This window comes from Streptomyces sp. NPDC091289 (assembly GCF_044757365.1).
Lineage (GTDB): Bacteria > Actinomycetota > Actinomycetes > Streptomycetales > Streptomycetaceae > Streptomyces.
Genome location: NZ_JBIVUT010000020.1, coordinates 75,170 through 86,943 on the forward strand (window position 1 = coordinate 75,170; position 11,774 = coordinate 86,943).

10 protein-coding genes are annotated in these 11,774 nt (G+C 71.5%); all 10 read right to left on the reverse strand.

Going from position 1 to position 11,774, the window contains the following annotated elements; translation table 11 throughout:
• Positions 1-95: 95 nt before the first annotated feature.
• On the reverse strand, positions 96-1,481 hold the full coding sequence (locus tag ACIQPT_RS25925; protein ID WP_401158967.1) for an MraY family glycosyltransferase: 1,386 nt from the start codon (positions 1,479-1,481) through the stop codon (positions 96-98).
• Between the two features lie 84 nt (positions 1,482-1,565).
• Positions 1,566-2,846 (reverse strand): serine hydroxymethyltransferase, encoded by a 1,281-nt coding sequence (gene glyA / locus ACIQPT_RS25930; RefSeq protein WP_401158970.1) that lies wholly within the window; start codon positions 2,844-2,846, stop codon positions 1,566-1,568.
• A 150-nt stretch (positions 2,847-2,996) separates the two neighbouring features.
• On the reverse strand, positions 2,997-3,638 hold the full coding sequence (locus ACIQPT_RS25935) for a low molecular weight phosphatase family protein (RefSeq protein WP_030580903.1): 642 nt from the start codon (positions 3,636-3,638) through the stop codon (positions 2,997-2,999).
• The gene (locus tag ACIQPT_RS25940; RefSeq protein WP_006127582.1) at positions 3,635-4,282 is read right to left on the reverse strand and encodes an L-threonylcarbamoyladenylate synthase; all 648 of its coding nucleotides are present in this window, start codon (positions 4,280-4,282) and stop codon (positions 3,635-3,637) included. Before ACIQPT_RS25940 ends, ACIQPT_RS25935 begins: the two co-directional genes overlap by 4 nt.
• 58 nt (positions 4,283-4,340) lie before the next feature.
• Positions 4,341-5,186, reverse strand: coding sequence for a peptide chain release factor N(5)-glutamine methyltransferase (prmC, locus tag ACIQPT_RS25945; RefSeq protein ID WP_007447711.1), 846 nt, complete (start codon positions 5,184-5,186; stop codon positions 4,341-4,343).
• A 46-nt stretch (positions 5,187-5,232) separates the two neighbouring features.
• Positions 5,233-6,309: a peptide chain release factor 1 gene (gene prfA, locus ACIQPT_RS25950; protein WP_401158972.1), complete on the reverse strand. Its 1,077-nt coding sequence runs from the start codon at positions 6,307-6,309 to the stop codon at positions 5,233-5,235.
• 173 nt (positions 6,310-6,482) lie between these two features.
• Positions 6,483-6,707 (reverse strand): 50S ribosomal protein L31, encoded by a 225-nt coding sequence (gene rpmE, locus ACIQPT_RS25955; RefSeq protein WP_015611364.1) that lies wholly within the window; start codon positions 6,705-6,707, stop codon positions 6,483-6,485.
• A gap of 164 nt (positions 6,708-6,871) precedes the next feature.
• A complete protein-coding gene (locus ACIQPT_RS25960; RefSeq protein ID WP_401158974.1) occupies positions 6,872-7,975 on the reverse strand; it encodes an LCP family protein in 1,104 nt (367 codons plus the stop codon).
• A gap of 333 nt (positions 7,976-8,308) precedes the next feature.
• Positions 8,309-10,366 carry a transcription termination factor Rho gene (rho, locus tag ACIQPT_RS25965; protein ID WP_401158976.1) on the reverse strand — a complete coding sequence of 686 codons (2,058 nt, stop codon included), beginning with the start codon at positions 10,364-10,366 and terminating at the stop codon, positions 8,309-8,311.
• A gap of 389 nt (positions 10,367-10,755) precedes the next feature.
• Complete coding sequence (gene thrB, locus ACIQPT_RS25970; protein ID WP_401158978.1) at positions 10,756-11,673, reverse strand: homoserine kinase; 918 nt, start codon at positions 11,671-11,673, stop codon at positions 10,756-10,758.
• Between the last annotated feature and the right edge of the window lie 101 nt (positions 11,674-11,774).

An 11,774-nucleotide genomic window follows, 5' to 3' on the forward strand; every position in this document is an offset into this window, starting at 1 on the left:
AAAGTGTGCCAACTGTCACACATGAGAGTTACTCCGCGCGTGTGTGCACGACAAGGCGGCGCAATGTCTGGTAATGCACCGCAGGTTCCGAATCGTCAGCGCGAGGAGTCGATCGAACGGCGATCCGGGAACCGCGAACGAGCGCCGATCGCGGTAGCGCCGTTGACGCCGGACACTCCGACCGCGACGGGGGCCCGTTCGGCGGCCTCCTCGCCCATCTGAGCGTCCGCCGCGCCCTGTTGGGCCCCGGAGGTCACGAGCGCCGGCTTCTCCTCGTAGGAAGGGGAGGAAGTCTCCTCCGCCGCCCGGTGGCGGTAGCGCGGCGGCACGAAGCGGTTGGCCCAGTGCGGGGCGCGCGGGGTGAAGCGCGGCATCAGCAGCAGGGCGAGGCCCACCGCGCTCGACGCGATGATGACGAAGACGATCCACATCGAGGCCGAGTGCACCGAGTAGGCGACGGCGCCGAAGGCGATGAGGGCCGACCAGAAGTACATGATCAGCACGGCCCGGCTGTGCGAGTGGCCGATCTCCAGCAGGCGGTGGTGCAGATGGCCCCGGTCGGCGGCGAACGGCGACTGGCCGTTCCAGGTGCGCCGGACGATGGCGAGGACCAGGTCGGCGGCCGGGATCGCGATGATCGTCAGCGGCAGCACGAGCGGGATGAAGACCGGGAGCATCGCGTGGGTGGCCCCGCGCTCGCTGCCGAAGATCTGCATGTTGTCCGGGTCGACCTGGCCGGTGATCGAGATCGCGCCCGCCGCCAGCACCAGGCCGATCAGCATCGAGCCCGAGTCGCCCATGAAGATCCGCGCCGGGTGCATGTTGTGCGGCAGGAAGCCGAGGCACATGCCCATCAGGATCGCCGCGAACAGCGTCGCGGGGGCCGCCGCCTCGATCCCGTATCCCATCCAGAGGCGGTACGCGTACAGGAAGAACGCCGCCGACGCGATGCACACCATGCCCGCCGCGAGCCCGTCCAGGCCGTCGACGAAGTTGACCGCGTTGATCGTGATGACGACCAGCGCCACCGTGAGCAACGTGCCCTGCCACTGGGTGAGCGCCACCGTGCCGACGCCGGGGATCGGCAGCCACAGGATCGTGAGCCCCTGGATGACCATGACGGCGGCGGCGATCATCTGGCCGCCGAGCTTGATCAGGGCGTCGATCTCGAACTTGTCGTCGAGCACGCCGATCAGCCAGATCAGGGCGGCCCCGGAGAGCAACGCCCGCGGCTCGTTGGAGAGTTCGAAGACGCTCTTCAGGTTGTACAGGTGGTCGGCGACGATCAGTCCCGCACACAGTCCGCCGAACATGGCGATCCCACCGAGCCGAGGAGTCGGTTCCCGGTGGACGTCTCGCGCACGGATCGCGGGCATCGCCCCGACCGCGATGGCGAACTTACGCACCGGTCCGGTCAGCAGATAGGTCACCGCTGCCGTGACACAGAGCGTCAGCAGGTAATCACGCACGGGCTGCCCCACAGAACTCGCCGGCCATCCAAAACCCACACCCTAGTCTCTGGAACAAGGACTCCACGGTACGGGTGATGGTTGCACAACCCTCGCCTACCCCGGATAGGGCGGATTGCGCAGCGCCAGTTCACGGACCTCCGCCGCGATCGGGCTCACATCGCCCGGCTCCCGTACGGCCGCTCCGAACAGGGCCGCGATCCGGGCCATGTCCCCGTCGTCCATCCCCTGCGTGGTGACGGCCGCGGTGCCCAGGCGGATGCCGCGGGCGTCCCCGTACGGCAGTGCGCAGGTGTCCAGGACCATGCCGGCCGCCGCCAGCCGCAGCCGGGCGGTGCGGCCGTCGACGCCGAGCGGGGCCGGGTCCGCGACGATGATGTGGGTGTCCGTGCCGCCCGTGGTCACCTCGAAGCCCTCGGCCTCCAGACCGGCGGCGAGCACCCGGGCGTGGGCGACGACCTGGTGGGCGTAGAGCGTGTACGCCGGTGTCTCCGCCTCCCCGAACGCGACCGCCTTCGCGGCCACCGTGTGCATCTGCGCCCCGCCCTGCGTGAACGGGAACACCGCCCGGTCGATCCGCTCGGCCAGCTCCGCGCCGCACAGGATCATGCCGCCGCGCGGGCCGCGCAGCACCTTGTGCGTGGTGGCGCAGACCACGTCGGCGTACGGGACCGGGCTCGGCGCCGCTCCCCCGGCGATCAGCCCCATCGGGTGGGCGGCGTCCGCGATCAGATACGCGCCGACCTCGTCGGCGATCTCCCGGAACAGCTCGTAGTCGGGGTGGCGCGGGTAGGAGATCGAGCCGCAGACGATGGCCTTGGGGCGGCGGGCGCGGGCCAGGGCGCGGAGCCGGGTGTAGTCGATGAGCCCGGTGTCCGGGTCCACCTCGTAGCCGGCGAAGTCGAACCAGCGGCCGGAGAAGTTGCCCGGCGCACCGTGGGTGAGGTGTCCCCCGTACGGCAGTCCCATCGCGAGCACGGTGTCGCCGGGGCGCAGCAGCGCGGCGTAGGCGGCGAGGACGGCCGAGGAGCCGGAGTGCGGCTGGACGTTGGCGTGTTCGGCGCCGAAGAGGGCGGTGGCGCGGCGGACCGCGATGCGTTCGGCGGCGTCCGCGTGCTCGCAGCCGCCGTGGTGGCGGGCGCCCGGGTACCCCTCGGCGTACTTGTTGCCGAGCGGGGAGCCGAGGGCGGCCAGGACCGCGGGCGAGGCGAAGTTCTCGGCGGCGATCAGCTGGAGGGTGGTGGCCTGCCGGCCGCTCTCGGCGAGCAGGACCCCGGCGATCTCCGGGTCCTGGCGGAGCAGGGCGCCGAAGTCCTGGGGCAGGGCCTCGGGCGCGGGCGACACGGGTGCGGGTGCGGCGGGAGAGGTGACCGGCATGGGACGGCTCCGGGCCAGGAGGTGGGTGCGCCGGCGAGGGGTGCCGGTGTCAGCTCCAATGTAGGCCGGGGCCGGGCGCCGTGCCCGCTGTCGCGGCGTCCCGTACGCCGGTCGGCGCACCGGCCGCCCGGTGCGACGCGGGTGTGCCGCTCAGCTCGGGGCGCGTACGCCGGTGAGCGCGGTGACGACCGGGTCGAGGGCCTGGTTGATCTCGTCGCCGATGGAGCGGAAGAAGGTGATGGGGGCGCCGTAGGGGTCGTAGACCTCGTCCGCCTCGGCGGTCGGGGCCAGCAGCCAGCCGCGCAGCGCGGCGGCGGCGCGGACCAGGGCGCGGGCGCGCTCGACGACGCCCTCGTCGCGCGGGTCGGGCAGGGTGGCCGGGTCTATGGCCCGTACCAGCCGGGTGAACTCCTTGAGCGTGAAGGTGCGCAGGCCCGCGGAGTGGCCCATGGAGATGACCTGGGCGCGGTGGTCGCGGGTGGCGGTGAGGACCAGGTCGGCGCGGATCACGTGCTCGTCGAGGAGCTCGCGGCCGACGAAGCCGGTGGCGTCCGCGCCGAAGTCGGCGAGGACGACCTCGGCGTTGGCCTCCATGGGCGCGCCCTCATGGCCCCAGGTGCCCGCGCTCTCCACGATCAGGCCGCCGCTGAGCGGGTCGCCGAGGCGGTCCACCAGGGCATGGCGGGTCAGCCGCTCGGTGATCGGCGAGCGGCAGACGTTGCCGGTGCTGACGTGGAGGATGCGGAAGGTGTCGGTCCGCCCCGCTATGCCACGCCCCTCGGGGGCGGTCAATTGGCCACCTCGAGGTCGGGGACCACCTTGCGCAGCTCCTCCGCGGAAAGGGCGCCGGCGCGCAGCAGGACCGGGGTGGCGCCGGTGACGTCGACGATCGAGGACGGCACGATGCCGGGCGTCGGGCCGCCGTCGAGGTAGACGGAGACGGAGTCGCCGAGCATGCCCTGGGCGGCGTCGCAGTCCTCCGGCGCGGGGTGTCCGGTGAGGTTGGCGCTGGAGACGGCCATCGGGCCGACCTCGGTCAGCAGCTCGATGGCGACCGGGTGCAGCGGCATCCGGATGGCGACGGTGCCCCGGGTGTCGCCGAGGTCCCACTGGAGGGAGGGCTGGTGCCGGGCGACGAGGGTGAGGGCGCCGGGCCAGAAGGCGTCGACGAGCTCCCAGGCCTCTTCCGAGAAGTCGGTGACCAGGCCGTGCAGGGTGTTCGGCGAGCCGATGAGGACAGGGGTGGGCATGTTGCGGCCCCGGCCCTTGGCGTCGAGCAGGTCCGCGACGGCCTCCGAGGTGAAGGCGTCCGCACCGATCCCGTACACGGTGTCGGTGGGCAGCACGACCAGTTCGCCCCGGCGGACGGCCGATGCGGCCTCGCGCAGGCCCGTGGTCCGGTCGGTGGCGTCGTTGCAGTCGTATCGCCGAGCCATCAGCCGGCCTCCTGGAGCGGGTACGGGTACGGGTGCGGGTGGTGGTGCCGGGGGCGGGTCACGGCATGGCCTTGCGGGCGGTCGCGAACCGGGGCCGCTTGTTCAGGTCGGGGTGGTCGGCGGCGTCCGCCCAGCCCCGCTCCTCGGTGAAGATCCACGGCACCTGGCCGCCCTGGGTGTCGGCGTGCTCGATGACGACGAGGCCGCCGGGGCGCAGCAGACGGTGGGCGGTGCGTTCGATGCCGCGGATGGTGTCGAGGCCGTCCTCGCCGGAGAACAGGGCCATCTCCGGGTCGTGGTCGCGGGCCTCGGGGGCGACGTACTCCCACTCGGTGAGCGGGATGTACGGCGGGTTGGAGATCACCAGGTCGACCTGGCCGTCGAGCTCCGGAAGGGCGCTCAGGGCGTCTCCCTTGTGCACGGTGACCCTGGACCCCTCGGCGTTCTTCCGCGTCCACCTGAGGGCGTCCTCGGAGAGCTCCACGGCGTGCACCTTGGAGCGGGGGACCTCCTGCGCCATGGCGAGCGCGATGGCGCCCGATCCGGTGCACAGGTCGACGACGACGGGCTCGACGACGTCCATCGCGCGCACGGCGTCTATCGCCCAGCCGACGACCGACTCGGTCTCGGGCCGGGGCACGAAGACGCCGGGTCCGACCTGGAGCTCCAGGTAGCGGAAGAAGGCGCGGCCGGTGATGTGCTGGAGGGGTTCGCGGGCCTCGCGGCGGGCGATCGTCTCCCAGTACCGGGCGTCGAAGTCGGTGTCGGGCACCGTGTGCAGCGCGCCCCGCTTCACCCCGTGGACGAAGGCCGCGAGTTCCTCGGCGTCGAATCGCGGTGAGGGGACACCGGCGTCGGCCAGCCGCTGGGTGGCCTGGGCCACCTCGGCGAGCAGCAGGTTCATCGCGGTTCTCCGTACGGGTTACGGGTGTGCGGGGCGGGCGGGGCGCTTACGCGTTGGCGAGCTTGGCGGCGGAGTCGGCGTCGACGCAGGCCTGGATGACGGCGTCGAGCTCTCCGTCGAGGACCTGGTCCAAGTTGTACGCCTTGAAGCCGACGCGGTGGTCCGAGATGCGGTTTTCCGGGAAGTTGTACGTGCGGATCTTCTCGGAGCGGTCGACGGTACGGACCTGGCTGCGGCGGACGTCGGAGGCCTCCTGCTCGGCGGCCTCCTGGGCGGCGGCCAGCAGCCGGGAGCGCAGGATGCGCATGGCCTGCTCCTTGTTCTGGAGCTGGCTCTTCTCGTTCTGGCAGGAGGCGACGACGCCGGTCGGCAGGTGGGTGATGCGGACGGCGGAGTCGGTCGTGTTGACGGACTGGCCGCCGGGGCCCGAGGAGCGGTAGACGTCGATACGGAGATCGTTGGCGTGGATCTCGACGTCGACCTCCTCGGCCTCGGGGGTGACGAGCACGCCCGCGGCGGAGGTGTGGATGCGGCCCTGGGACTCGGTGGAGGGCACACGCTGCACGCGGTGCACGCCGCCCTCGTACTTCATCCGGGCCCAGACGCCCTGGCCGGGCTCGGTGGCGCCGTTGCCGCCCTTGGTCTTCACGGCGACCTGGACGTCCTTGTAGCCGCCGAGCTCGGACTCGGTGGAGTCGATGATCTCGGTCTTCCAGCCGATGCGCTCGGCGTAGCGCAGATACATGCGCAGCAGATCGCCGGCGAACAGGGCGGACTCGTCGCCGCCGGCGCCCGCCTTGATCTCCAGGAGCACGTCCTTGTCGTCGCTGGGGTCGCGCGGGACGAGGAGGAGGCGGAGCTTCTCGGTGAGCTCTTCGCGCTGCTTCTCCAGGTCCTTGACCTCGGCGGCGAAGTCGGGGTCGTCCGCGGCGAACTCGCGCGCGGTCTCGATGTCCTCGCCGGTCTGCTTCCAGGTCCGGTACGTGGAGACGATCGGGGTCAGCTCCGCGTAGCGCTTGTTCAGCTTGCGCGCGTTGGCCTGGTCGGCGTGGACCGACGGGTCGGCGAGCTTCTTCTCAAGACCGGCGTGTTCGCCGATCAGTTCCTCGACCGCCTCGAACATTCGGGGGCTCCTGGTTGCTTTACGTCTGCGGGCCTGCTGGAGGGCGTACTGCCGGGTGGGGCGTCCGGGGGCGACCCCCGGTGTACGGAGGCGACTCCCGCACACCCGACCGGAAAAAACGCCGGTTCCGACGCCCCCGGGAAGAGGGCGCCGAGAACCGGCGCAGTGGCTCGCTACTTGCTGGCGGAGCCGGCAGCCTTGCCGAAGCGGGCCTCGAAGCGGGCCACGCGGCCGCCGGTGTCGAGGATCTTCTGCTTGCCCGTGTAGAACGGGTGGCACTCGGAGCAGACGTCGGCGCGGATGGCGCCGGAGTCGATGGTGCTCCGGGTGGTGAACGACGCACCGCAGGTGCAGCTGACCTGCGTCTCGACGTACTCGGGGTGGATGTCGCGCTTCAAGGTGTCTCCTAGTTTCGGGAGGGCGCCGGGTCGTCCGCGCGGATTGCGCGGCCGTGAACCGGGGCCGACGTACCAGTCTGCCAGGACCGGCCGTATCTCCCAAAACCGGGGGCGGAGCGCAGGTATTCCCCGACGCCCCGCTCACGGACGGTGACTCCTGGCGGCTACTCGACGACCTGCGCGGCGTCGCCCTTGTCGCCGGCCGACTTCTCGGTGGCGGAGGCGGGGATCGGCCGGTCGTTCTTGAGTGCGGCCCAGACCTGCCGGCCGGCCTTCTCCTGCGGCAGGACCCGGTTCGGGTCGGCCGGGTCGTACTCCACGGGCAGCGTCACCATGTGCACGTTCTTCGCGCCGAGCCCCTTGAGGCCGTTGGCGAATCCGGTGAGCTTCTTGACCGAGCCGAGCCCGGAGTCGGTGGTGACGGCCTTGGTGGCGGCGTCCGCGAGGCCGAACAGCTTCTTGGGGCTGGAGAACACGCCGACGCTCTTCGCCTGCTCCATCAGCGCCTTGATGAAGGCCTGTTGGAGCTGGATGCGCCCCAGGTCGCTGCCGTCGCCGACGCTCTTGCGGGTACGGACGAGGCCGAGGGACTCCTCGCCGTCCAGGGTGTGGGTGCCGGGCTCCAGGTCGAGGTGGCTCTTGGAGTCGTTGATGGCGGTCTTCGTGGTGATCTCGACGCCGCCGAGCTCGTCGATGATCTTCTTGAAGCCGGTGAAGTCGACTTCCAGGTAGTGGTCCATGCGGATGCCGGACATCGACTCGACGGTCTTCACCGCGCAGGCGGGCCCGCCGACCTCGTAGGCGGTGTTGAACATCGCCCGGTGTTCGGCGGGCACCGTTTCGTCCGTCGTGTCACTCGTGCAGGCGGGGCGCTCTATGAGGGTGTCGCGCGGTATCGAGACGACGCTCGCGGACTTGTGCCCCTTGTCGACGTGCACGACCATCGCCGTGTCGGAGCGGGCCGCGCCCTCGTCGACGCCGTACTTCCCGTTGTCGCCGGAGCGCGAGTCGGAACCGAGCACCAGGATGTCCTGCGAGCCGTCGTCCACGTCGTCGGGGCGGTCGGCGCCGAGCTTGGCGTCGATGTCGATGCTGGAGAGGTTGCCGTCGAGCGCCATGTACGCGTATCCGAGTCCGGCCCCGCCGACGACCACGACGCCCGCCACCGTCCAGGCCGCGACGACCTTGGCACGGTGCCGGCGCGAGGGCTTCCGCCGTCGGCTGCCGGTGCCACGTATGCGGCCCGTGCTCCTGCTCTGCTCGCTCACGCGTCTCCCTCGGTCCTGGCGCTCCGCTGCTCCTCGCCCCCGGCCTTGTCGGTTCCGGGAGGGTTGTGTCATCTCTTGATCAGACGTCGAAGCAGCAAGAAGGGTTGCACAGCGGCCTGTGTGCCCGGTTGGGACGGCAGGCACGGTGCGCGAGCCGGCGGCGGGCCGGTGATCCGGCCGTTCACCTGCGGTTTCCCGGCCACCTCCGGCACCGGCCGGAGCGCCGTCGGGCGGTCCGCCGTGTGGCAAAGGTCTCGGGCCGGGCCTGCGGACGCACGAGGGCCTCCGTCACCGGAGTGACGGAGGCCCTCGTGTTCAACTGCCAAAAGAACGTCAGTCGTTGCCGTTTCCGCTGCCCGGCGTCGTCTTCTGGATCTGGAGCAGGAACTCCGCGTTGGACTGGGTCTTCTTCATCCGGTCCAGGAGGAGCTCGATCGCCTGCTGCTGGTCGAGCGCGTGCAGCACCCGGCGCAGCTTCCAGACGACCGCCAGCTCGTCGGTGCCGAGCAGGATCTCTTCCTTACGGGTGGAGGACGCGTCGACGTCCACCGCCGGGAAGATGCGCTTGTCCGAGAGCTTCCGGTCGAGCTTGAGCTCCATGTTGCCGGTGCCCTTGAACTCCTCGAAGATCACCTCGTCCATGCGCGAGCCGGTCTCGACGAGCGCGGTGGCCAGGATGGTCAGCGAGCCGCCGTCCTCGATGTTGCGCGCGGCGCCGAAGAAGCGCTTCGGGGGGTACAGCGCGGTCGAGTCGACACCACCGGAGAGGATGCGGCCGGAGGCCGGCGCCGCGAGGTTGTACGCGCGGCCCAGGCGGGTGATCGAGTCGAGCAGGACGACCACGTCGTGACCCAGCTCGACGAGGCGCTTGGCGCGCTCGATGGCCAGCTCGGCGACGGTGGTGTGGTCCTCGGCGGGACGGTCGAAGGTCGAGGAGATGACCTCGCCCTTCACCGACCGCTGCATGTCGGTGACCTCTTCCGGACGCTCGTCGACCAGGACGACCATCAGGTGGCACTCGGGGCTGTTGACCGTGATGGCGTTGGCGATGGCCTGCAGGATCATCGTCTTGCCGGTCTTCGGCGGGGCCACGATGAGCCCGCGCTGGCCCTTGCCGATCGGGGCCACCAGGTCGATGATCCGCGTCGTCAGGATGTTGGAGTCGGTCTCCAGACGGAGCCGGTCCTGCGGGTAGAGCGGGGTCAGCTTCTGGAACTCGGGGCGGCCGCGGCCGGACTCGGGGGCCATGCCGTTGACCGAGTCGAGGCGGACCAGCGCGTTGAACTTCTCGCGCCGCTCGCCGTCCTTGGGCTGACGCACCGCGCCGGTGACGTGGTCACCCTTGCGCAGGCCGTTCTTGCGGACCTGGGCGAGCGAGACGTACACGTCGTTCGGGCCCGGCAGGTAGCCGGAGGTCCGGATGAACGCGTAGTTGTCGAGGATGTCCAGGATGCCCGCGACGGGGATCAGGACGTCGTCGTCGGCCACCTGCACGTCGCTCGCGAAGTCGTCGCGGCCGCGACGGCCCCGGCGGTCGCGGTAGCGTCCGCGACGGCCGCGACGGCCGCCCGCCTCGTCGTCGAAGTCGTCCTGCGGACCGTTGTCACGGTTCTGCTGGCCCTGGCCCTGACCGCCGCCGCCCTGGCCCTGGCGCTGCGGGCGCTGCCCGCCGCCGCCCTGCTGGCCCTGGTCGTCGCCCTTGCCCCGGCGGTCGCGCTGACGCTCGCGGCGCTCGCCACGCTCACCGCGGTCGCCCCGCTCGCCGCGGCCCTGACGGTCGCCACGACGGCCTTCGGCCGTATCGGTGGCGGCCTCGGCCTTGGCGTCGCCCTTCGGCTCGGCGCGCTCCTCGGTCTTCTGCTCGGCCTGGGGCTCCGCCTTGGCCTTGACCTCGGACTTCGCCTCGGTCTTGGTGTCGGGGCTGCCCGCCTGCGCGGTCGCACGGCGGCGACGACGCTCGCCCGCGGGCTGGTCGTCGCTGGCCGGCTGACCGGGGATGTCGATCTGCTGCTGGGCGGCCGTGTCCTTCTCGGCGGCGGCAGCGGCGCCCTCGTCCCCGGTGCGCGCCTTGGAGGTCGCGCGGCGCTTCGGCTTGCTCTCCGCCTCGGCGGGGGCCTCTGCGGCCTTGGAGGAGGTCTTGGGGGCGGCGGATCCGCCACCCGCCTGCGCCTCCTTGATGACCTCGATCAGCTGGCTCTTGCGCATCCGCGCGGTGCCCCTGATGCCGAGGCCGGACGCGACCTGCTGCAGCTCGGCCAGGACCATGCCCTCGAGGCCGGTGCCGGAGCGGCGGCGCCGTGCGGTGGTGCCAGTGGCAGCACCTTCGGCGGGCGCGGCGCTGTCGACGTTCTTGTCGGCAGTCACGCCCATCAGATCGGTGGTGTCGCTCACGAAGGGTCCTTCCCTGGAGCGGACGTCGGCCTTCTGGCTCGGCGACCGGTTGTGCTGTCCGACTGCGGTCTGTTGATCTTGCTCGATCGCGGACCTTGCCGGGGCGGTGGTCCGCCGGGTACGGCGGAGAGATGAACGTGCGGGGTCCGGCGCGAGATCCCCCTGCTCGGCCCACTCCTGGACGAGCGAGGGGTGTCGTGCCGGTTCCGGAGCGTGCTCGAAACTGCTCAGGCAGGCTGCTCAGGCAGTTGGGGAGGCTCCCGGAAGAATGGCGGTCCCGGAGGGGGACACGAAGCAACGCGCCTCAAAGACGTCGGTTGCAGACTTGAGGTTAACACTACCGGCTCCAACAAACATTCCCCCTCTCGCTCACCGGTAATCACATGCGGTTACGCGGCCAGCGGCAGCACACTGGCGCCCGTCGCGTCGAGGGCCAGCCGGTTCGCCGCCCAGCCCTCCCCCGCCAGTCGGGCGACCTTGTCGGCCGAGCTTTCCTCCGTCAGCGCGAGGACCGTGGGCCCCGCACCGGAGATGACGGCCGGCACGCCGTCGGCGCGCAGGCGGTTGACCAGTTCCACGCTCTCGGGCATGGCGGGGCCCCGGTACTCCTGGTGGATCCGGTCCTCGGTGGCGGCGAGCAGCAGCTCGGGGCGGCGGGTCAGCGCCTCGACGAGGAGGGCCGCCCGGCCGGCGTTGAGGGCCGCGTCGACGTGCGGGACGGTGCGCGGGAGCAGGCCGCGCGCCGTCTCGGTGAGCACCGGGCGCCCGGGGACGAAGACCACCGGGACGACGGATTCGGCGGGGTCCATCCGGATCGCCCGGGCCGCGCCGCCGTCCATCCAGGCGAGGGTGAATCCGCCGAGCAGGCAGGCCGCGACATTGTCGGGGTGCCCCTCGATCTCGGTCGCCAGCTCCAGCAGGGCCGCGTCGTCGAGGCGGGCGTCGCCGCCGGTCGTCACGGCGCGGGCGGCGACGATTCCGGCGCAGATCGCGGCGGAGGAGGAGCCGAGGCCGCGGCCGTGCGGGATGCGGTTGGCGCAGACGATCTCCAGCCCGCGGGGCTGGCCGCCGAGCAGGTCGAACGCGGTGCGCAGGGAGCGCACGAGCAGGTGGCTCTCGTCGCGGGGCAGCGTCTCGCTGCCCTCACCTGCGATGTCGATGTGCAGCCCGGAGTCGGCGACCCGGACGACGACGTCGTCGTACAGCCCCAGCGAGAGGCCCAGGGAATCGAACCCCGGACCCAGGTTGGCGCTGGTTGCGGGGACGCGCACCCTGACGGCGGCGGCTCGGAACGCGGGACCGGCCATCGGTCGGACCACTCCTTGTAAGGCGGCGGGGATGCAGTGCGGGTGGCTCTGCGGCGGCGGGGCGTTGAAGACGGGTTATGGGCTGGTGCGTGCGGCGGGGG

Bases quoted from the DNA above. Each gene is read 5' to 3' on its own strand.
- glyA (WP_401158970.1), bottom strand. From the start codon at position 2,846: ATGCCGGTCACCTCTCCCGCCGCACCCGCACCCGTGTCGCCCGCGCCC.
- ACIQPT_RS25940 (WP_006127582.1), bottom strand. From the start codon at position 4,282: ATGGCTCGGCGATACGACTGCAACGACGCCACCGACCGGACCACGGGC.
- prmC (WP_007447711.1), bottom strand. From the start codon at position 5,186: ATGAACCTGCTGCTCGCCGAGGTGGCCCAGGCCACCCAGCGGCTGGCC.
- prfA (WP_401158972.1), bottom strand. From the start codon at position 6,309: ATGTTCGAGGCGGTCGAGGAACTGATCGGCGAACACGCCGGTCTTGAG.
- thrB (WP_401158978.1), bottom strand. From the start codon at position 11,673: ATGGCCGGTCCCGCGTTCCGAGCCGCCGCCGTCAGGGTGCGCGTCCCC.